The sequence below is a fragment of the Nocardia sp. JMUB6875 genome (assembly GCF_041154655.1).
Classification (GTDB): domain Bacteria; phylum Actinomycetota; class Actinomycetes; order Mycobacteriales; family Mycobacteriaceae; genus Nocardia.
This window is the reverse complement of sequence record NZ_BAAFGR010000009.1, coordinates 26593-48013: the sequence shown is the minus strand read 5'-3', so window position 1 is coordinate 48013 and position 21421 is coordinate 26593. Positions and strand designations below refer to the sequence as shown.

General features: G+C 67.6%; 18 protein-coding genes. 5 read left to right on the top strand and 13 right to left on the bottom strand.

The window, feature by feature from the left end; translation table 11 throughout:
- Window positions 1-166 precede the first annotated feature (166 nt).
- Window positions 167-1750, bottom strand: a complete 1584-nt coding sequence (locus ACAM49_RS04030) for an ABC transporter substrate-binding protein (RefSeq protein WP_369634090.1) — start codon at window positions 1748-1750, stop codon at window positions 167-169.
- 257 nt (window positions 1751-2007) lie between these two features.
- Complete coding sequence (gene purF, locus ACAM49_RS04025) at window positions 2008-3573, bottom strand: amidophosphoribosyltransferase (protein WP_369634089.1); 1566 nt, start codon at window positions 3571-3573, stop codon at window positions 2008-2010.
- A gap of 113 nt (window positions 3574-3686) precedes the next feature.
- Here purF and ACAM49_RS04020 point away from each other — a divergent pair, with 113 nt between their 5' ends.
- Entirely contained in the window at window positions 3687-5051 is a 1365-nt protein-coding gene (locus ACAM49_RS04020; protein ID WP_369634088.1) for a YhgE/Pip domain-containing protein, read from the top strand.
- Window position 5052: 1 nt separating this feature from the next.
- On the opposite strand, the gene ACAM49_RS04015 is transcribed toward ACAM49_RS04020, so the two are convergent.
- The 3 genes from ACAM49_RS04015 to ACAM49_RS04005 are packed head-to-tail and all read right to left on the bottom strand — an operon-like array spanning window position 5053 to window position 7886.
- Complete coding sequence (locus ACAM49_RS04015; RefSeq protein WP_369634087.1) at window positions 5053-5439, bottom strand: sterol carrier family protein; 387 nt, start codon at window positions 5437-5439, stop codon at window positions 5053-5055.
- A 9-nt stretch (window positions 5440-5448) separates the two neighbouring features.
- A complete protein-coding gene (locus ACAM49_RS04010) occupies window positions 5449-6075 on the bottom strand; it encodes a CPBP family glutamic-type intramembrane protease (protein WP_369634086.1) in 627 nt (208 codons plus the stop codon).
- Window positions 6076-6083: 8 nt separating this feature from the next.
- Window positions 6084-7886 (bottom strand): alpha/beta hydrolase, encoded by a 1803-nt coding sequence (locus tag ACAM49_RS04005; protein WP_369634085.1) that lies wholly within the window; start codon window positions 7884-7886, stop codon window positions 6084-6086.
- A 151-nt stretch (window positions 7887-8037) separates the two neighbouring features.
- Between ACAM49_RS04005 and ACAM49_RS04000 the strand changes: the two genes are divergently transcribed.
- Complete coding sequence (locus ACAM49_RS04000) at window positions 8038-8325, top strand: YiaA/YiaB family inner membrane protein (RefSeq protein ID WP_369634084.1); 288 nt, start codon at window positions 8038-8040, stop codon at window positions 8323-8325.
- Between the two features lie 98 nt (window positions 8326-8423).
- Here ACAM49_RS04000 and purL read toward each other — a convergent pair whose 3' ends face one another.
- Entirely contained in the window at window positions 8424-10718 is a 2295-nt protein-coding gene (gene purL, locus ACAM49_RS03995; protein ID WP_369634083.1) for a phosphoribosylformylglycinamidine synthase subunit PurL, read from the bottom strand.
- A 216-nt stretch (window positions 10719-10934) separates the two neighbouring features.
- On the opposite strand from purL, the gene ACAM49_RS03990 reads away from it, so the two are divergent.
- Window positions 10935-12191 (top strand): glycosyltransferase 87 family protein, encoded by a 1257-nt coding sequence (locus tag ACAM49_RS03990; RefSeq protein ID WP_369634082.1) that lies wholly within the window; start codon window positions 10935-10937, stop codon window positions 12189-12191.
- 36 nt (window positions 12192-12227) lie between these two features.
- Here ACAM49_RS03990 and ACAM49_RS03985 read toward each other — a convergent pair whose 3' ends face one another.
- Entirely contained in the window at window positions 12228-13547 is a 1320-nt protein-coding gene (locus ACAM49_RS03985; RefSeq protein WP_369634081.1) for a M18 family aminopeptidase, read from the bottom strand.
- 24 nt (window positions 13548-13571) lie between these two features.
- Window positions 13572-14009, bottom strand: a complete 438-nt coding sequence (locus tag ACAM49_RS03980; RefSeq protein WP_369634080.1) for a MarR family winged helix-turn-helix transcriptional regulator — start codon at window positions 14007-14009, stop codon at window positions 13572-13574.
- Window positions 14010-14056: 47 nt separating this feature from the next.
- Here ACAM49_RS03980 and ACAM49_RS03975 point away from each other — a divergent pair, with 47 nt between their 5' ends.
- Window positions 14057-15124, top strand: a complete 1068-nt coding sequence (locus tag ACAM49_RS03975) for a substrate-binding domain-containing protein (protein WP_369634079.1) — start codon at window positions 14057-14059, stop codon at window positions 15122-15124.
- Between the two features lie 9 nt (window positions 15125-15133).
- Here the strand turns inward: ACAM49_RS03975 and purQ are convergent, their stop codons facing one another.
- Both purQ and purS read right to left on the bottom strand, forming a co-directional pair.
- The gene (purQ, locus tag ACAM49_RS03970) at window positions 15134-15811 is read right to left on the bottom strand and encodes a phosphoribosylformylglycinamidine synthase subunit PurQ (protein WP_369634078.1); all 678 of its coding nucleotides are present in this window, start codon (window positions 15809-15811) and stop codon (window positions 15134-15136) included.
- The gene (purS, locus tag ACAM49_RS03965; protein WP_040803258.1) at window positions 15808-16041 is read right to left on the bottom strand and encodes a phosphoribosylformylglycinamidine synthase subunit PurS; all 234 of its coding nucleotides are present in this window, start codon (window positions 16039-16041) and stop codon (window positions 15808-15810) included. The genes purQ and purS overlap by 4 nt, the downstream gene beginning before the upstream one ends.
- A 190-nt stretch (window positions 16042-16231) precedes the next feature.
- Between purS and ACAM49_RS03960 the strand changes: the two genes are divergently transcribed.
- Complete coding sequence (locus ACAM49_RS03960; protein ID WP_369634077.1) at window positions 16232-16876, top strand: MBL fold metallo-hydrolase; 645 nt, start codon at window positions 16232-16234, stop codon at window positions 16874-16876.
- A 10-nt stretch (window positions 16877-16886) separates the two neighbouring features.
- On the opposite strand, the gene ACAM49_RS03955 is transcribed toward ACAM49_RS03960, so the two are convergent.
- Genes ACAM49_RS03955 through ACAM49_RS03945 form a run of 3 tightly spaced genes read right to left on the bottom strand, consistent with a single transcriptional unit; the run spans window position 16887 to window position 21417 of the window.
- Window positions 16887-18422, bottom strand: coding sequence for a hypothetical protein (locus tag ACAM49_RS03955; protein ID WP_369634076.1), 1536 nt, complete (start codon window positions 18420-18422; stop codon window positions 16887-16889).
- Window positions 18423-19049, bottom strand: coding sequence for a hypothetical protein (locus ACAM49_RS03950; protein ID WP_369634075.1), 627 nt, complete (start codon window positions 19047-19049; stop codon window positions 18423-18425).
- A gap of 58 nt (window positions 19050-19107) precedes the next feature.
- Window positions 19108-21417 carry an MMPL family transporter gene (locus ACAM49_RS03945; protein WP_369634074.1) on the bottom strand — a complete coding sequence of 770 codons (2310 nt, stop codon included), beginning with the start codon at window positions 21415-21417 and terminating at the stop codon, window positions 19108-19110.
- Window positions 21418-21421 lie beyond the last annotated feature (4 nt).

The following is a 21421-nucleotide window of genomic DNA, read 5'->3' as shown; positions in this document are numbered from 1 at the left end:
GCCGTCTTGTTGCCGGGGTATCGATGAATAAAACGCTGGTCACAAATATTGGTTATAACCAGCCAAAACTCCGGTGAACTTTCTTCTCAGATGGATAAATTCCAGCGAGAATGCATAACTAGTGATCGAAGGCCCGCCCGCTCGCCGAACGGGCCTCCGAAACCAGTTATTTGCTCAGCACACAGAACCGGAACTTCGAGGACGGATCCAGGGTCGAATCCACGCCCTGGATGTTCTTGGCCGCGACCGCGATCTGGTTACCGGTCAGCAACGGCACGATGGGCATGAAATCGGCCATCAGGTCGTGCTGCACCGTCGCCAGCGCGGCGGCCCGCTTGGCCGGATCCCCTTCGGTCAGTTGGGCGTTCAACTCCGCGGTGATCTTCGGATCGCCGAAGTGGTTGCGCAGGAAGTTGTCCTCGACGAAGAACGGGCGCAGATAGTCGTCGGCGTCCGGATAGTCGGGGAACCAGCCGAACTGGAACAGCGGGTAGCCGTCGGAGGACCGCGCCTTCTGGTACGCGACCCATTCGGTGGATTGCAGATTCACCTTGAACAGGCCGGTGGATTCCAGCTGGCTCTTGATCGCGCTGTACTCCTCCGAGCTGGACGGGCCGTAGTGCTCGGTCGTGTACTGGAGGTTCAGCTCGACCGGCGTGGCCACCCCCGCCTCGGCCAGGAACTTGGCGGCCGCGTCCTTGTTCGGCTTGGTCCCGTAGATGTCCTTGATCGGCTCGGTCGCGCCCGGAAGACCCTTGGGCACCGGCGAATACAGCGGCGACCAGGTGCCCTTGAAGACACCGGTGGACAGGGCCTCCCGATCGATGGACGTGGAGACGGCCTTGCGAATGGCCAGCTTCTGCGCGGGATTGCCGCCGGGCTGGGTGTTCAGGTTGAACACGATGTAGCGGGTGTCGCCGCCGGGCGCCTGGTGCACGGTGACCTTGTCGTTGTTCTTCAGCGACTCCAGGTCGGTCGGGCTGAGGGTGCGCCAGGCCACGTCGATATTGCCCTGCTGGACATCGAGTTTCATGTTCGACGCCTCGGCGTAGTACTTCGTCGTGACGGTGTCGGTCTTGGGCTTGCCGTAGAGGCCGTTGTAGTCCGGGTTGGCCTTGTACTCGACCAGCTTGTTCTTGTCGTAGCTGGAGATGGTGTACGGGCCGGAGAACGGCTTGGCCTTGACGATGTCCTCGTCGGCCATGATCTTGTCGGCCGGGAACACCTTCTCGTCGACGATGGCCGCCGCCTGGGTGGGCAGGATCGCCGGGAAGGTCTGGTCGTTGGCCTGTTTGAGGGTGAAGTTGACGGTCTTGTCGTCGGGGGCGTCGGTGTGATCGAGGTTGTCCAGCAGCGCCTTCGGGCCCTGCGGGTCGTCGATCTTCACCATGCGGTCGAAGGAGAACTTCACGCTCTTGGCGGTCAGCGGATCGCCGTTGACGAACTTCAGGCCCGGCTTGAGCGTGCAGGAGTAGACGGTCGGCGAGGTGAACGCGCACTTCTCGGCCGCGTCGGGCTTCGGGGTGGCGTCGCCGGCGGGGAAGTTCAGCAGGAACTGGTAGACCTGGGTCTCGGCCAGCAGTGAACCATTGTCGTAGGCCTTGGCGGGATCCAGCGAGGTGACCTTGTCGGTGGTGCCGACCAGGATCCCGCCTCCCCCGCCGCCGCCCGTCTTACCGGAACCGCATCCGGCTATCGCAAACACGGCCAGTCCGGCGAACCCGACTGCCGCAACTCTTTTCGCGCGCATGTACTGCCCTGCTCTCGAAACGCAGCGCGAGCCGCCGGGTCACTGGCCGGCCGCGCCGCGGTGGACATCCTTTGGCTGGGCACAGTATCGACCGGTTATAACCGCCGCGTTGCGTTTCTGGACAATCGGTACATAAATTGCGCCATTCGCGCGCACACGCCGATGGCGCAACTGCGCCAACATATTTCCCGCAAATGACCGGGAAAAGCGCAGTGCCCGCCCGCGATTACGCGGACGGGCACTGAAAGTTCTTGCGGCTACGGGCGGCTCAGGGCCGAGGCATTGGCATTATCCGCCAGCAGCTCCGACTCGGTGGCGCCGGTGAGCATGCCCTCGAGCACGTTCTTGCCGATGGCCGTCTCCACGGGCAGCGCGATCGGGTAGTCGCCGTCGAAGCAGGCGCAGCACAGGCGCGAGCGGGGCTGCTCGGTGGCGGCGATCATGCTGTCGAGGGAGATGTAGCCGAGGCTGTCCGCGCCGATGGAGCGGCGCACGCCCTCCACCATGTCGTCGAGGCTCTCGCCCGCGATGCCGTCGGGGCCCGCGCCATTGGCGATCAACTCCGCGCGCGAGGCGAAGTCGATGCCGTAGAAGCAGGGCCACTTGACCGGCGGGGAGGCGATCCGCACGTGGATCTCCAGCGCGCCCGCCTCCCGCAGCATGCGGATCAGGGCGCGCTGAGTATTGCCGCGCACGATGGAGTCGTCCACCACGATCAGCCGCTTGCCGCGGATGACCTCGCGAAGCGGGTTGAGCTTCAACCGGATTCCGAGCTGGCGGATGGTCTGGCTGGGCTGGATGAAGGTGCGGCCCACGTAGGCGTTCTTCATCAGGCCCTGGCCGTAGGGCACGCCCGAACCCTGGGCGTAGCCGACCGCGGCCGGGGTACCGGACTCGGGCACCGGGATGACCAGATCGGCCTCGATCGGGTGCTCGGCGGCCAGGCGGCGGCCGATCTCGACGCGGGTGGCGTGCACCGAGCGGCCGGAGATGGTGGAGTCGGGGCGGGCCAGGTAGACGTACTCGAAGACGCAGCCCTTGGGGGTCGGGTTGGCGAAGCGCAGCGAGCGCACCCCGTCGGCGTCGATCGCCAGCAGTTCGCCCGGCTCGATCTCGCGCACGAAGGACGCGCCGACGATGTCGAGGGCGGCGGTCTCACTGGCAACCACCCAGCCGCGATCCAGGCGGCCCAGGCATAGTGGGCGCACCCCGTGCGGATCGCGCGCCGCGTACAGCGTGTGCTCGTCCATGAAGGTGAGACAGAACGCGCCGCGCAGCGTCGGCAGCAGCTCCATGGCCGCCTGCTCGATGCTCTTGTCGGCGGCCGCGTGCGCGAGCAGCGCGGTGATCACGTCGGAGTCGGAGGTCGCGGCCACGGTGCCCGCGAGGCGGCCGGTGACCAGTCCGAGTTCCCGTGCCCGAGCGCTCAATTCGGCGGTATTGACCAGATTTCCATTGTGGCCCAACGCGAGTCCGGTACCGACCGCGGTGGTGCGGAAGATCGGCTGGGCGTTCTCCCAGGTGGTGGACCCGGTGGTGGAGTAGCGGCAGTGGCCGACGGCGACGTGCCCGGGCATGGCGGCCAGGGTCTGCTCGTCGAAGACCTGGCTCACCAGGCCCAGATCCTTGAAGACCAGCACCTGCGAGCCGTCGGCGACGGCGATGCCCGCCGCCTCCTGACCGCGGTGCTGCAATGCGTAGAGTCCGTAGTACGTGAGCTTGGCCACATCCTCGCCCGGGGCCCAGACACCGAACACACCGCACTCTTCGCGCGGTTCGTTCTCGTCCTGGTCGTGGGTGGTGGCAGCGGAGGGGAGAGACACCGTTTGCTCCCTGTTCGGCGGGCGGGGGGCGTGAGCCATTCTACGGGTAACCGCAAGGCAACCCACCGTTGGGATAACCGGGATGGCAGGGGGTTTGCTGTTAGCGTTCGACCGTGGCGACCACGGAAAGCACCCCCGGTGCGGAATCGAGTCCGCGACGTAGGCATCTGAGCCCGTTCAGGTGGGCTTTCCCGATCGTCGTGGTCACCCTGCTGGCCTCGTTGCTGGGCGTCATGTACCTCGACTACGTGGTCGATCCGGAGAAGAACCTGCACGATTTCCCGATCGCGCTGGTGAACCAGGATGTCGGCGACGACATCAAGAACGGCGATCAGGTCCAGCACGTCAACTTCGGCGATCAGGTCACCGAGGGACTGCGCAAGGCCGTGCCGTCGGATCAGATCGATCTGCGGGTGCTCGGCATCAACGAGGCGCAGCTGCAGATGCAGTCGGCACGGGTGTACGGCACCATCATCATTCCCAGCGACTTCTCCAAGCGCCTGGGCATTCTCGGCGTCGGCAGCGTGGTGCCCGGCGACATCGCCAAGCCGGAGATCACCCTCCAGACCAATCCGCGCACCGGCGCGTTCGCGACCGCGGTGGTGCAGAAGTTCGGCGATAAAGCGCTCACCCAGGTGAACGCGCAGGTCGGGCAGCAGCTGACCGAGACGGTGAAGAAGCAGCTGACGCCGCCGCCCGGCGCGCCCCCGACCGAACTCTCCGCGGCCACCCGCCTGGTGCTGGCCCAGCCGCTGAACATCGTGACGGCCGAATTCCGGCCGCTGCCCGGCGGTTCCGGCGAGGGCCTGACCGCTTTCTTCTACAGTCTGCTGCTCCTGCTGGTCGGCATGGTCGGCGCGATGATCATCCATCAGCTCATCGACTCGGCGCTGGGCTTCCTGCCGACCGAGTGGGGTCCCTGGTACGTGCACTATCCGCGCGCGTCGATCTCGCGCACCAAGACGCTGCTCATCAAATGGTCTGCCGTCGTGGTCATGTCGATCGTGGTCTCCGGCGCGCTGGAGGGCATCGGCGCGGCGCTGGGCATGCCTATCGACAAGCCGCTGTTGCTGTTCCTCTACGGCGCGCTCGTCATGATCGCCGTCGGCTTCACCTGCACCGCGACCCTGGCCGCGATCGGTACCGCCGGCCTGATCATCAACCTGATCGTCTTCATCATCCTGGGCCTGCCCTCCTCGGGCGGCACCATCCCGATCGAGGCCACCCCCAAGTACTTCGGCTGGCTGGCCCGATTCGAGCCCATGCACCAGGTGTTCCTGGGCACCCGCTCGATCCTGTACTTCTACGGCAACGGCCAGGCGGGCCTGACCCGCGGCGTCTGGATGGCGGTCCTCGGGCTGGCGATCGGCGTGGTGTTCGGGCTTGGGATCACCCGCTTCTACGACCGGAAGGGCTTGGAGCGCAAGCCGGTCGAGACCGCCGACACCGGCAAGCACGCCAAGCCCACCGACGCCTAGCTCACAGCGGCACGACCGGCAGCCAGCGCGCGACCTCACCCGCGCGGCTGCCGGAGGCGCTCAACGCCCCGGACTCCACCGCGTCCTCGAACCCGAGCAGCCCCGTGGCCAGCAACAGCCAGGTCCGCGCATCGGTCTCGACCACATTCGGCGGCGTCCCCCGCGTATGCCGCGGCCCCTCGATGCACTGCACGGCCACGAACGGCGGCACCCGCACCTCCACCGAATGCCCCGGCGCATCCGCCGCCAACGCCCGCACGGTTCCCCGCACCGCCGCCGCGACCTCGGCCCGCGCGGGCTTCGCCACGGTGTCATCCCGCAACCACTCCCCCACCGCGGCCACCGCCGCCCGCACCTCCGCCGGATCCACCGCACCTCGTCGCGCCATGCCGCGAGGCTACCGCCGCCCACCGACGAGACGGCGGGCCAGGCGCGGAGCCAGCGCGCCACCGGCATTCAGGGCCAGGTGCAGCAGGGCCGGGGCGGTGGCGCTGCCGGTGTCGCGGCGCAGGCGGTCGAAGACCAGCCCCGCGATGCCGGTGATGGCGACCGTCGCGGCAATGGGATCGGCTGCGGCGCGGGCGGGTTGGATGTGGGAGAGGCCGAAGACGAAGGCGCCCAGACCGGTTCCGGCCGCACCGGCGGCCTGCTCCAGCAACGGGGTCAGCGTCGACCGGTAGACCAGTTCCTCGGTGAGTACCGTGCCGCCGGGAATGTGCAGCGCGGTCCATTCGACGGTATGCACGGCCGGACCGCGATCGTCGAGTCCGGCCAGGTGGCGCCGGGTGGCCGGAACGGCCAGCGCCGCAGCGTATCCGGAGACCACCAGTCCCGCCGCGATCGCCCCGGCCCGTAACCCACGCGGCGACAACCAGTTCGGCGCTCCCCGGAACACGAGCGTGTACGCCGCGGCGAAGCCGGTATTGGCCGCGGTGCGGCCGCGGATATCGAGCCCGAGCGCGGGCAGGACGCGATTGCTCCACAGCGGCGGAAGGACTGCGGCCACCAGCGCTTTCACCGCCACGCGAACCACTACTTGACCGCCCGCTCGTAGGCCTCCGCGAGCTCGATCTGGGTCCGGATGCGCTCGGCCAGATCCTGATCCCAATCCGGCGGCGCGGCAATGGCGGCCCAGCCGTCGAGTACCAGCGACCCGTACCGGTGTCCGTGCCCATCGCTGACGCCCTGAGCATTGGTCAGATCCGCGACCACCTGCCAGAACGTCACGAACGGCCACCACCGCATCTGCGGCGAGACGTCCGCACCGCGCGGCTCGGACAGCCAATCCGGTTGCGAGAAGATGAGATCCGAGGACCACCAGACGATCGGATCGGAAGGATGCTGCAGGTACGCGATGCGCGGCTTGCGCCAATCAGCCGACGGCCTGCCCAAATCCGATGCGGTGGCCGCGAATCGAACCACCAGCCCGTCGGCATAGATGGGATCCACCTCCCGCGTCCCCGGATCCCGGCGCTGAACGAACTGCTGCCACAGCCGATTCGAGTTGGGCGGCCCCACCCACAGCGCGCCGTCCACCTTCGACCGCAGATCGGCCAGCCCGTCGAAGGCCGATTCGGAGCCCTGCGACCCCAGGGATTCGCCGTACACCAGCAACTTCGGCCGATGCTCGGGCGGCCGCTGCACCCAGTGCGCGTACACGGCGTCGAACATCTTCTTACCGTTGATCGCGACCTTCTGACGGTCCGCCAGAAACGACAGCACGCTGGGCAGATACGAGTACTGCGAGGCCACGATCGCGGTATCCCCGCCCCACATGTATTCGAGCGCGGCGGCCGCCTCCCCGTTCACCCATCCGGTCCCGGTGGTGGTGGCCAGCACCAGCACCTTCCGATCGAAGGCCCCGGTGCGCTCGAGCTCGGCGACCGCCAACTCCTCCTCGGTCGTGTCCGCGGTCGCCGACTGCAGCCCCACGTACACCCGGATCGGTTCGCGCGCGGGCTTTTTGGTGACGGCGCTGATCAGCATCGGATCGGGCCCGTGCGAAACGAACCAGCGCCCTTCGGAACCGAGCGTCTCCCATCTCGCCAGCGAGGCCGGACTGCCCGAGCGTTCGGGTTTCGTCGGCTGCACGGCGTATTCGGTCATCTTGTCGTTGCGCACACTGAACGCCGAGTTGGCGACCGCGAAGAAGGCCCGGGTGGCGACACCGTTGAACAGGGTCACGATGAGCACGGTCAGCACCAGCGCCCCGGCGGCGGGCGCGAACGTCGGCGGCACCTTCACCCAGCGGCTGAGCAGCCACGCCAGGAACCGCACGGCCGACCGCAGCGTCCGGAAGACGGCCACCACCAGCGCACCGACCACGAAACTCAGCCCGCCCGTACGCAGATACGCGGCGCGGGTGGTGCCCTCCATGCCCATGAGGCCGGTGATCTCCCGCTGCCAGTCGGCGGACAGCACCAGCATGCGGCCCGCGACCAGGATGCACCCCACCACGACGATGACCTTCACCAGGTACCGCGCCCATTCCGGCGGCGACCCGAGCTTGATCCGCGGCCGAATCCACTTGCGGAACAGCCACTGCAGCACACATCCGACGCCGTATCCGATGGCCGCGTTGATGCCGGAGATCAGACCTTGGAACAGCCAGTCGCGCGGCACCAGTGACGGCGTCACCGACCACGCGAAGAAGATGGTCGCCACCACCAGCCCGGTGTGATTGAGATCGATGACGTCCTCGACCCGACGCGCGAACACCGCGATCTTGCGACCCCAGCCGCGCCGGAACAGCTTCCGAAAGGCCACCACGCCGTGCGCGTAGAGCACGGTGCCGCGAGTGCGCAACCGTGTCATAGCCTCGGCGGTGTCCAGCACCCGTCAAGTATGGACGCAACCGGCCGGAATCCGGGGACCCCCGTCTGTGACAGGGGCCATCACCCCGGCGCGTCGCCGACGACATCTACCCACCGCACTCGAGTAGTTGTACCCGGTCGATTTCGCCACGCCGCCACGAGACTCGGTACCCATGAGCACCCCGAGCGCACAAACCAAGAGCACCACCGCGTTTCTGGCTCAGGCCATGATCGCCTTCGGAATCAGCTTCGCCTCCTTGGTCATCGGCATCATCTACCTCCCCCTCGACATCTGGCAGCGCGGATTCCTGCTGATGGCAACCCTTTTCCTGGTCAGCAGCAGCTTCACCCTCGCCAAAGTGATTCGCGATCAACACGAATCCTCGAAGGTGCACAGCCGCATCGACGAGGCCCGCATGGAAAAGCTGATGGCCGAACACGACCCGTTCAAAATCAACTGACCTGTCCCGCGAGCCATACCGCGGAGACGACGAGAGCCCGCCGGATCGAGGGGTCCGGCGGGCTCTCGTTATGTCCACGGCCTATCGGCCGAAGCGGTTCAGTGGTCGGAGTTTCCGAAGAGGGCGGGGAGGGTGCCCTCGTGGGCGGCGCGCAGCTCGTCCAGCTGCACGCTGAACTGGCCCTGCACCTCGACCGAATCCGAGCCGTCGTCGACCACGCCGATGCGGACCCACGGCAGGCCGCGGGCGTCGCACATCTTGGTGAAGCGGGTCTCCTCCGAGCGCGGCACGGCCACCAGGACGCGGCCGGCGGACTCGGAGAAGAGGGTGACGAACGGGTCGGCGCCCTCGGGAAGGATGATGCGGCAGGCGGTTTCGCCGGCCAGCGCGGCCTCCACGACGGTCTGGATGAGGCCGCCCTCGGAGATGTCGTGGGCGGCGGAGACCATGCCGTCGCGCGAACCGGAGACCAGGATCTCGGCGATCAGCTGCTCGCGGGCGAAGTCGACCTTGGGCGGCAGGCCGCCGAGGTGGTCGTGCTCGACCTGCGACCAGATGGAGCCGTCCAGCTCGTCGCGGGTCTCGCCGAGCAGGATGAGGGTCTCGCCCGGCTCGGTGCCCAGGCCGGTCGGGATGCGGCGGTGCACATCGTCGATGACGCCCAGCACGCCGACCACCGGAGTGGGCAGGATGGCGGTCTGGCCGGTCTGGTTGTAGAAGGAGACGTTGCCGCCGGTGACCGGAATGCCCAGCGCCGCACAGCCGTCCGCGAGACCGCGCACGGCCTGCTGGAACTGCCACATGACGCCCGGATCCTCCGGCGAGCCGAAGTTCAGGCAGTTGGTGACGGCCTTCGGGGTGGCGCCGGTGACGGCGACATTGCGGAAGGCCTCGGCCAGCGCCAGCTGCGCGCCCGTGTACGGGTCGAGCTTGGTGTAGCGGCCCGAGGCGTCGGTGGCCAGCGCGATGCCGCGGCCGGTCTCCTCGTCGATGCGGATGACACCGGCGTCGGCGTTCTCGGCCAGCACGGTGTTGCCGCGCACGTAGCGGTCGTACTGCTCGGTAATCCACTTGCGCGAGCACAGCTGCGGGCTGGCCAGCATCTTCAGCAGGGTGGCGCGCAGTTCGTCACCGGTCTTGGGACGGTTCAGGCGGGCGGCCGAATCCGCGTTCAGCGCATCCTGATCCGCGGGCCGCTCGACCGGCCGCTCGTAGACCGGGCCCTGGTGGGCGACGGTTCGCGGCGGCACGTCCACGACCGTCTCGCCGTGCCAGGTGATGACCAGGCGATCGCCGTCGGTGACCTCACCGATGACATTGGCGTTGACGTCCCACTTCTCGCAGACCGCCATGAAGGCGTCCACGTTCTCGGGCGTGACGACCGCGCACATGCGCTCCTGCGACTCGCTCGAAAGGATCTCGGCGGCAGTCATGTTCGCGGCGCGCAGCGGGACCTGGTCCAGGTCGATGAGCATGCCGCCGTCACCGGCCGCGGCGAGTTCGGAAGTGGCGCACGACAGTCCGGCGCCGCCGAGGTCCTGGATGCCCACCACCAGTCCGGCGTGGTACAGCTCGAGACAGCACTCGATGAGGACCTTCTCGGCGAACGGGTCGCCGACCTGGACGCTCGGGAGCTTCTTACGGCCGGAACCGGATTCGTCGCCGGAGAAGGTGTCCGAGGCGAGCACGGACACGCCGCCGATGCCGTCGAGGCCGGTGCGCGCGCCGAACAGAATGATCTTGTTGCCCTGGCCGGAGGCGAAGGCCAGGTGCAGGTCCTCGACCCGCATGACGCCCGCGCAGAGCGCGTTGACGAGCGGATTGCCCTGGTAGGACGGGTCGAACACGGTCTCGCCGCCGACATTGGGCAGGCCCAGCGAATTGCCGTAGCCGCCGACGCCGCGCACCACACCGTCGACCACGCGCCGGGTGTCCGGGTGGTCGGCCGCGCCGAAGCGCAGCTGGTCCATGACCGCGATCGGGCGCGCGCCCATCGCCATGATGTCGCGGACGATGCCGCCGACGCCGGTGGCCGCACCCTGGTAGGGCTCGACATACGAGGGGTGGTTGTGCGATTCGACCTTGAAGGTGACCGCCCAGCCGCCGCCGATGTCCACCACACCCGCGTTCTCGCCGATGCCCGCCAGCATCGACTTCTTCATCTCCTCGGTGGTGGTCTCACCGAAGTAGCGCAGGTGCACCTTGGACGACTTGTACGAGCAGTGCTCCGACCACATCACCGAGTACATGGCGAGCTCGGCGTCGGTGGGACGCCGCCCGAGGATCTCCTTGATCCGGGCGTACTCGTCATCCTTGAGGCCGAGTTCCTTGTAGGGCTGCGGGTGGTCCGAGGTGGCCGCGGCGTTGCTGACGGTATCGACGTGGCTGGTCACGGGAATACCAGAGTCCTTTCGGCCGGGCAGGTCGGAAGCGATTGCCCGCGTTGCTGGATGTCGGCGAAATATATGAAGGGAGTCTAATTGCCAGCGATTTCAACTCTTTACCCCGCCTCCCGGTGTGGTAGAGGCCACTGACCGTGCGCGTGACCGGCGGCGGCGCCCCGGCCGTGCGTTGAGGGCGCGGGCAGGTCCGGGAGCTACTCTGTGGCGGTGAACGATCGATCCGGTGTCGCGGATCAGACCGAGAAGCCAGTGTCCACTCCTGGAGGGCTGACGCGACGGCAGAAGGAACTGCTGGCTCTGGCGATTGCGCTGTTCGCGGTGTCGGCGGTGGTCAGCCTGGTGACCAAGTGGCACGGATACATCGATCTACAGGTGTATCGGAACGGTGCGCGGGCCTGGCTGGACGACAAGGACCTGTACGGGCCGATGCCCGCGGTCTACGGGATCGGGCTGCCGTTCACCTATCCCCCGCTGGCCGCGCTGTTCTTCGCGCCGCTGGCCGTCATGCCGCTGGCGGTCGCCGAATGGGCGGTGCTCATCGTGTCCATCGCCTCGCTCGGCGTGACGCTGTGGCTGGTGCTGGAGCTGCTGCGCCCGAGCCTGGCCTGGCAGACCCGGATCGCGCTGGTCATCGGCGCGGTGGCGCTGACCCAGCTGCTGGAGCCGATCCGCGAGACCTACGGATTCGGGCAGATCAACCTGGTCCTGATGGCGGCGGTGGCGCTGGATTGCCTGGCGCGCAAGACCTTCTGGCCGCGCGGCATGCTGATCGGCATCGCGGTGTCGGTGAAGCTGACCCCCGGCGGCTACCTGCTCTACTTCCTGCTGCGCAAGGACTGGAAGGGCGCGATCACCCTGGTGCTGTCCGCCATCGGCGCGGTGGCCGTGGGTTTCGTGATCTTCCCGCACGATTCGCCGCAGTACTGGTTCCACACTCTCGCCGACACCGGCCGCATCGGTCCGCCCTGGTACGCGGGCAATCAGTCGATCAAGGGTTTCGTGTTCCGGCTGGGCTTCTCCACCTCGGTCGCCACGCTGCTGTGGCTGGTGCTGTCGGTGATCGCCGTCGGCCTGGCCGCGGTGTGGATGAAGCGCCTGCTGGACGAGGGCGCGCAGGCGGCCGCCCTGATGGTGAATGCCGCTGCGGTGCTGCTGGTTTCGCCGGTCTCGTGGTCGCACCATTGGGTGTGGGTGGCGCCCGCGCTGCTGGTGGCCGCCGACGCGATCGCCCGGGGCCGCCGCAATCCGTGGTTCCTGGGCGCGGTGGGTTTCGCGGTGGTCATGTTCGCCGTCGGCCCGATGTGGCTGCTCCCCCACAACGCGGACCGCGAACTCACCTGGAACTGGTGGCAGCAACTCCTGGGCAATAGCTATGTGCTGTTCACCTTCGCCCTGTTCGTGGTCGCCGTACTGAGCTATCACCCGCATCAGGACCCGGCAGAGCAAGACGTCGCGGGGGCTTGACCCACACACCCGTCGGCGTCGCCCCGCACCCTCGATTCAGCGCACGATCTCCGGCGTCAGGAACGCCGCCAGCGCCGCGGCGTAGGCGGGAACGTCTGCCGCGCCCATCATTTCGCGCGCCGAGTGCATGGCCAGCTGGGCCGCGCCGACATCCACCGTCGGCATGCCGGTATTGGCCGCGGTCATCGGGCCGATGGTGGACCCGCACGGCAGATCTGCCCGGTGAACGTAGCGCTGCAGCGGCACGTTCGCCTGGGCGCAGGCCAGCGCGAAGGCACCCGCGCCCGTCGCGTCGGTGGCATAGCGCAGGTTCTGATTGACCTTGAGCACCGGCCCGCCGTTCACCTCGATGCGGTGCGCGGGCTCGTGCCGCTCCGGGTAGTTCGGATGCGTCGCGTGCGCCATATCGCCCGAGGCGCACACCGAACCCGCCAGCGCCGCCAGGTATTCGGCGCGCCCGCCGCCCCGGGTCAGCACGATGCGCTCCAAAACCGTGGGCAGCAGCCCGGATTGGGCGCCGCGGTCGGACTGGCTGCCGACCTCCTCGTGGTCGAACATGGCCAGCACCGGCACCGCCGCGCCGGGTTCGGTGATGGCGGCGAGGAAGGCGCGCAGGCCCGCGTAGCAGGTGCCCTGATTGTCGAGCCGGGGCGCGCTGATCAGATCCAGTTCGCGCCCGATCAGCTTGGACGGCACCAGATCATGGGTCATCAGCTCCCAGCCGAGCACCGCGTCGGGTTCGATGCCGGAGCGTTCGGCGATGAAGGCCATGAACGAGCGCGGCTCGCCGCCGATCCCCCACACCGCGTTCACGTGCCGCTGCGGATCCAGCTGCACCCCGCGTCGATCCTCGGACAGATGGATGGCCAGCTGCGGCACCCGCAGGATCGGCTCGTCGATGCGAATCAGCCGCTCCCGCACCACGTTTCCGTCGCGCAGCGACAGCCGCCCGGAGATGCCCAGATCCCGATCCAGCCACGAGTTCAGCCAGGCGCCGCCGTAGGGTTCCAGCCCGACCAGCTGCCAGCCCGCCACGGCCAGGTCCGGATGCTGCTTCACGCGCAGATTGGGGCTGTCGGTGTGGGCCCCGACGACCCGGAAGGGCGTGGCCTGCCCGACCCGGAATCCGGTCGGCGCGCCCGGCCCGCCATCGGCCCACGCCACCAAGGACCCGCCGCGCACCACGTAATAGCGGCCCGCGCTACTGGACGGCCACGGGGCCGATTCGGAGAGCCGGGTGAAACCGTGATCGTCGAGTTCCGCTGCGACAGTGCGGCAGACATGGAAGGGCGACGGCGACGCGTCGATGAATTCACACAGGCCGGCGGCGGTCGCGGTGGTCTCGGCAACGGGCATGCCCCGATCCTAAGCAACCACGCTTCAGTCGGGCAGCGGCGCTCCGGCAACCCGGCCCAGCAGGCGCACCAGTTCCAGATAATCGTCGCTGCCGAGGCTGCGGCGCAGCTCGGCCTCGGCCCGCGCCTCCTCGCAGCGCACCTCGGCGACCAGCTCCTCGCCGCGGCGGCTCAGGCCGATCAGAATGCGGCGGCGGTCGTCGGCGGCGGCGACCCGGAAGATCAGCCCGCGCTCGGCGAGATGGTCGGCGTGGCGGGTGGCCGAGGACGGGGGCAGCTGGGCGCGGGTGGCCAGTTCACTCATGGTGATGCCGACGTCAGCGGATAGATTGGTGAGCATGCACCATTGGTCGGCGGTGAGCCGCCTGGCACACAGTGCGGCGTCCAGGTGACGAAGCCAACTCCGCTCGGCCGCTCGGAGGGCTCCATGCAAGGTGGAAAATCCACCTAGAATTGTCGCCATATTTCCCGCCCGTCAGAAAACCGCTTGAACGAGGGGAAGGTTAGCCCATGTCCCCGTTCGACGGGAATCCCGAGAACACTATCGAGATCATCAACATAGTGCCGCAGCAGGGGCCCGGCGGTATCTTCGCACCGTCCTGTGAGGCGGCCATTTCTCTGGCGTTGGAAGAAATCAACTCCGGTTCCGGAATTCTGGGAAGAGAATTGCGCGTCACGCACATTGACGGCGGGCGGGAACCCGGCGTGGTGGCGGGGGAAGTCGCCGCGCTGCTGGCCACGGGCATGGTGCACGCGGTGACGGGTTGGCACACCTCGGCGGTGCGGCGGGCGGTGGAACAGGTGACGGCCGGTCGGGTGCCGTATCTCTTCGCCACCGACCACGAGGGCCTGGAGTCCGCTCCGGACGGGCTTTTCATGATCGGCGCGGATCCGAAACACCAGATCCTGCCCGCGCTGGACTGGCTGCACCGATCCTTCGAGGCGCGGCGCTGGGCGATCATCGGCAACGACTACGTCTGGCCGCGGCGCACCGCGCAGGCCGTGCGGGCCACGCTGCTGGATCCGGAGCTGATTCCGCTGGAGATGTTCGTACCCATGGGCACCCGCGATTTCCGGCGTTTTCTCGACGACCCGCTGCTGGATCAGGCCGACGGCATCATCGTGCTGCTGGTCGGCGCGGATGTCGCGCGCTTCAACCTGCAATTCTCGCGGACCGGCCGGTCGGATCACCAGGTGCGGGTGAGTCCGGCGGTGGACGAGAACGTGCTGCTGGCGGCGGGCGGCGGCGCGAACCACAATCTGTTCGTGCCCTCCGGATTCTTCGTGAACGGGCCGCACGATCGAGAGCGGCTGGACCGCTATCACAAGCTGCACGGCTGGTTCGCGCCCACGCTGACCAACTTCAGCAATACCAGCTACGAGGCCATTCACACGCTGCGCGGGATGGCCGAGCTGGCCGGATCATTGGACGTGCGGCAGATCCAGCGGGCGGTCGCGGACCGGCCGGTCATCGAAACCCCGTGGGGTGAGGTCGGTTTCGAGGGCAATCAAGCGATCCGCCCGACCTGGCTGGCCAGGGCGGGCGGAGTCGACTTCGAGATTCTGGACGGAATCTGAGTTACCGGGTTACGCGGAGACCAGGCTGTCCAGCACGGACAGGAACAGGCCCAGGCCGTCATCGCTGGGGCCGGTGAGCGGCTCGGTGGCGTGCTCCGGATGCGGCATCAGGCCCACCACGCGGCGGTTGGCCGAGGTGATGCCCGCGATATCGCGCTGCGAACCGTTCGGGTTGCCGCCGGCGTAGCGGAACACCACGCGGCCCTCGCCCTCGAGCTCGTCGAGCACCTGGGCGGAGGCCTGGTAGCGGCCCTCGGCGTTCTTGACCGGAACCAGGATCTGCGCGCCCTTCTCGTAGCGCGAGGACCAGGCGGTATCGGTCTGCTCGACGGTCAGCCACTGATCGCGGCAGACGAAGTGCAGGCCCTCGTTGCGGGTCAGCGCGCCCGGCAGCAGGCCCGCCTCGCACAGGATCTGGAAACCGTTGCAGATGCCCAGGATCGGCATGCCGCCCTCGGCGGCCTTGATGACCTCGCCCATGACCGGGGCCATCGAGGCGATGGCGCCGGCGCGCAGGTAGTCGCCGTAGGAGAAGCCGCCGGGGACGACGACCGCGTCGACATTCTTGATGTCGGCATCGGCGTGCCACAGCGAAACGGCTTCGGCTCCGGCCAGTTTCACCGCGCGGGCGGCGTCGACGTCGTCGAGCGTGCCCGGGAAGGTGATGACACCGATGCGGGCGCTCACAGCCGGACGACCTTCCAGTCCTCGATCACGACATTGGCCAGCAGCGATTCGGCGATCTGCTCGAGATCGGCGTCGGTGACATTGTCATCGACATCGAGCTCGAACCGCTTGCCCTGCCGCACATCCGAGATCCCGGGGTGCCCGAGACGCCCCAGCGCGCCGACAATGGCTTGTCCCTGCGGATCCAGGATCTCGGCCTTCGGCATCACCTCGACCACGACACGTGCCACGCGTTGCTCCTCAGCTGGTGGGGCGGCGCCCGGCGACTGCGACGGCCGGGCGTGTTGTGCTGCTCAGCGTAGTTGGCGCGGCGCGGGCCCACGTCGCCGGGGCAAGGCCGTTGTGGCCCCGGACACAGTGGAACCTCCAAGGATGGCGAGAGTCCGGCGACAATGGCTTGGACGGAGCTACGGTTGCCATATGCGCATAGCCCATTTCGGACATTCCTGCATTCTCGTGGAGATGAACGGCGTCCGGGTTCTGTTCGATCCCGGCACCTTTTCGCACGGTTTCGAGGGCATCACCGGATTGGACGCCATCGCCGTCACCCATCAGCATCCCGATCACATCGACCCGAATCGGATCGCCGCGCTGATCGAGGCGAATCCGCAGGCCCGGCTGCTGTCGGATCCGCAGACCGCGCTGCAGCGGGGCGAGCCCTGGGAAGCCGTCCATGCCGGAAATGTCCTTAAAGTCGGAGATATCCAGGTGACCGGTGGCGGCGGCCGGCACGCGGTGATCCATCCCGATCTTCCGGTCATCGACAACACCGTTTTCCAGCTCGGCACCCCCGACGATCCCGCACAACTCGTGCACCCCGGCGATTCCCTGTGGGTGCCGCCGACCCCGGTGGGCGTGCTCGCCATTCCGGCGGTCGCACCGTGGATGCGGATCAGCGAGGCGGTGGATTACCTGCGGGCGGTGAATCCCCGGGTCGCCGTCCCCATCCACTACGGCATCATCACCCCCGAGGCACAGGGCATCTATTTCGGTCGGCTGAACGAAATGGGTCCGTCGAATACCGAATTCAAGATCATCGAACCTGAGGACCACGCCGAATTCTGACAGCGTTCCACTACAGGCGATTCAGCGACACGCCCAGGCCGTCGATACGGAATTCCCCGTCGGTCACGGTGACGCCGGTATCGGTGAATCGCCTGCCGCCCAGGGTGGCGGTGAGGAATTCGCGAATCGAAGCAGGCTGTGCGGCAAGGGAATTCAGCACGTCCGGCGGTATCTCCAGGGTGCCGTCGAAATGGCGCGGCTGCGCGCTGATGCCGTTCGCCTGCGGCGTCTGCCGCAGTCCGTCGACGGTGTGCAGGATCAGATCCAGCCGGACGCCGTCTCCGAAGTCCAGGGCCAGCCGTGTCGGCGAGACCGCCGGATCGAAGGCGGTGATGGTCGCGGACCAGTGATCGCCTTGCCCGCCATAGTCGTACGGCGACACCGGGACCGTGGGGTCCACCGAACGATCGTCGGCCGTGTTCTCCAGCGGCCGCCCGGCCAATGGCTGATCGGTGGGCACGAAGTCCCACCGCTCGTCCGCGAGTCGCTTTGTCCAATAACCGTTTCGGCCGTCCCGGCTGCCTTCGACCCGCAATTCCCTTGCCTCGGAGCCGATCCCGGTCTTCAGGACCGTGACGCGATCGGTGATCGCGCCGGGAATCTTGGGCTGCCGCACCCAGTCCGGGGCCGGGAGTTGAATTGCGGCGTACCGCGTATCGATCCGTTCGGAGAGCATGTCGGGCGCCTCGGGCAGCCCGCGCTGATCCTCGTAGGAGTAGCGGAAGAAGACCTTGTCCGCGCCGGAGATGTCGAAATCGTAGAGGCGCGTGTAGAGATCGCCCGACCGATTGACCACGAGGGTGGTCGAGCCGCTGGTGGACAGCGAGACGGCGCGGAAGCGGCCCCCGGCCGGGGTGGCCATCTCATAGCTGTGATCCCGCGGCAGCCACGGATCGACGTAGCGGATGCGGCGCCCGTCGTCGGTCAGCGCGAAGACGTGGGACACCTTGGCGCCGCCGACATTGTGGTCGTGGCCCGCCCGGTCCCGCCAGAACTTGTCCTCGTTGGGCGAGAGCACCGACCAGGTCCAGTCGAGAGTGCCCGCGGGCAGGGTGTTTCCGGATCCGGTCCACAGCGGCGTGCCGTAGCGGCTGCTCCAGTTCCAGTCCCGCGGCGCGCCGAGGATGTGGTCCAGGGTGAAGAACCGGCCGTCGCGATCGATAGCCATGAGCTCGTCGTCATCGGCGGAGACGCCGCCGATCCGGCCCGCGAGGCAGCCGGGCAGCGGCAGAGCACGCCAACCGCCCTGGGCGGCAGCCTCTTTCACATAGATCGCGCCGTCACGCGTCGCGAAGGACCAGCGCCGGTTGAAGGTCTCGACGGTGGTGCGGAAGTACACCCGATCGGGCAGCGCGACGGTGGCGGCGGGGAAGGCCTCCAGTCCGGCGGTGCCGTCGTCAGCGCCGAGTTCCGGCGTGCCGACCGTGCCGAGCAGATCGCACGGGACCGGCGGATCGGCCGCGGCCACGGGATTCAGGGTGAGACCGGACAGGACGAGTCCCGCGACCGCGGCGAGCACGCCGCGGCGGGTGGATCGATAGCGCATTCACAACCAGCCGAGAGTTCCGAAAATGATCACGGCGAGGGCGTCGATGCCCAGAATCGCGCCCACGGCAAGGGCTTTCGAGCGCACCGTCGGCAGGTCGTGGACCCAGAAGCAGGCGACGAAGAACGGCACGTAGCCGATCAGCCAGATCAGGTACGGGAAGTCCGCCTGCCACCAGGACCAGTCCCAGGTCAGCACACCGGCCTTGTTGAGCAGCACCTCGACGCCCACGGCGGCCGCCGAGTTCGCCGCGATCAGTACCGGCCGATTGGGCAGTCCGAAGATGCGGGTTTCCTTGGGCGGCAACATCTTCGCGGCCACCACACCCATGATGGCGAACATGAAGCAGATCTCGATATTCAGGCCGATGAGCAGCTGGTAGGCGGTCGGCCCGGTCGCGCCCCAGACCGGTGCGCGGTCGGTGGCGTGGAAGACCAGCGAGTTCCAGATCTCGTTGAACAGGTCCATGCCCCACAGCGCGAGCCCGGCGAACAGGACGTTCCAGTTCCGGCGCTCGACCTCGGTGGCGTAGACGTAGATGACGACCAGCAGGAGCGGGATGATGTACCACTTGAATTGGCTGCTGTCGCGCAGCAGCTCGAGTGCCACGCGGGCGTGATCGGTCATCGGCGCACCTCTCTCCTGACCGTGAACGCCCAGAGTCTTTACAAATCAACTCCCATTGTCAACCTGTAAACACTTCTTCCTTGCCCGCGGCGGCCTCCCGCTCCTGGATCTCCCGCAGGCGGGCGCCCTCCACGTCGATGTCGGGCACGATCTTGCTCAGCCAGGCCGGTATCCACCACGCCCACTTGCCCATGAGCACCAGCAGCGACGGGATGAGCACCATGCGGACCAGGAAGGCGTCGAAGAAGACGCCCGCCGCGAGCGCGAAGCCCATGGACTTGGCGCTGACGTCCGGTTCCATCATGAAGGAGCCGAACACGAAGATCATGATGATGGCCGCGGAGGTGACCACGCGCGCGCCGTGGTGGTAGCCCTTGATCATGGCCTGCTTGGGTTCCTCGCCGTGCACGTATTCCTCGCGCATGCGGGTCACCAGGAACACCTGGTAGTCCATGGCGAGCCCGAAGACCAGGCCGATCAACATGATCGGCATGAAGCTGATGATCGGCCGCGGTTCGTCGACGATGCCGAGTTTGCCGTCCTGGAAGATCGCCACCGTCGCGCCGAAGGTGGCGGCCATGGACAGCAGGAATCCCAGCGCCGCCGTCAAAGGCACCAGGATGGAACGGAATACGGCGATCAGCAGCAGGAACGCCGCCCCGGCCACGATGGCCAGATAGGGCACGATCTTGCCGAGCAGCACGTGGTCGATATCCGCGTAAATGGCTGTGGTGCCGGTGATTCCGTATGCCATGCCGTACCGGTCCCGGAACTGCGACTCGGCGTCGCGGGCATCGCGCACCAGGTCCTTGGTGTCCTGGTTGTTGGGCCCGGTCTTGGGTACGCCCTCGAGCCGGGCGCCCGCCCCGTCCTGGCTGAAGATCGGATCGGTCACGTAGTTCATGTCCGGGTACCCGGCGAGCTTGTCGCGCAGCGCGTCCACCGCGGCCTGCCGCTGGTCGGGCGCGACCTTCGACAGATCGACCGCGATCTGCAGCACGCCATTGCTGCCCTCACCGAAACCGTTGGTGCGCAGCTCGTAGGCCTTGCGGACGGTGGAGGTATTGGGCAGGCTGTCCTCGCCCGGCAGACCGAGCTGCAGGTGGGCGGCGGGCGCGGCGAGCAGGCCCAGCACCACGATGCTCAGGATCAGGGTGAGCACGGGCACCCGGCCGATCAGCTGCGCGACGCGCATGCCGACGGTGACCTGGGTGTCGTCCTCGGGATCGTGCTGGGCGACGAGCGGCAGCTTCGGCTTGAACAGGAAGCGGCCGAACGCGCCGAGCAGCGCGGGCATCAGGGTCAGCGCGACCAGCACCGCGAATCCGGCCGCCACCGCGCCACCCAGGCCCATGAAGGTCAGGAACCGCACCCCCACGATGCTCAGCCCGACCAAGGCGATGATCACGGTCAGACCGGCGAACACCACGGCCGAGCCCGCGGTGCCCAACGCCACGCCCGCGGCTTCGGCGGGCGAATCCTGCACCGACAGTTCGTGTTTGTAGCGGGACACGATGAACAGTGCGTAGTCGATGGACAGCGCGATGCCGATCATGGAGGCCAGGAAGGTGGTGAAGCTGGGCACCTCCATCACCGAGGTGCCCAGGAAGATCAGCGAGGTCGCGGCGCCGAGCCCGACGATGGCGGTGATGATCGGCACGAAGGCCGCCACGATCGCGCCGAACGACACGATCATGACCACCAGCGCGAAGGCCATGCCGACCATTTCGGATTTACCGCTGGGCTGCTGCTGTTCCATGGCGATGGTGCCCGAGAGCTCCACGGTGAGCCCGGCATTGCGGGCGGCGTCGGCCACGTCGTAGGCGGCCTTGCGGTCGTCGGCGGTGATGGCGCCGAAATCCTTGATGGTGAACGGCACGCTGAGCACCGCGACGGTATCGGGCTCCTTGGGGTTGAGCACGTTCAATGGGGCGTTGCTGCACTTGTTCACGAACTCACGGGAGGCGCGGTCGCCGGTGAGGCAGCCCATCTGTTCGGCTGCCGCGATCGGGTCGACGAGGGGCTTGGCATGATCGACGATCCCCAACTCGTCGATCTTCTGCACCAACCCGTCGACGGCCGCCTTGTTGGCCGGATCGGTGAGCCGGGTGCCCGCGGGCGCGCCGATCACGTACACACCGGTGACCGCGTCGAACTTGTATGCCTGTGACATGCCCGGAAAGTGCTCGTCCAGAATGTGGTTCGCCCGCTCCGACGGCAGATTCGGGATGTCGAACGAATTGCTCATCGGCTCCTGCAACTTGGCCCCGAGCCCGCCGAGCGCCGCGAACAGGATCAGCCAGATCGGCAGCACGATCCACTTGCGCCGATACGCGAACCTGCCCCACCGATACAGATAGACGGACACGAGC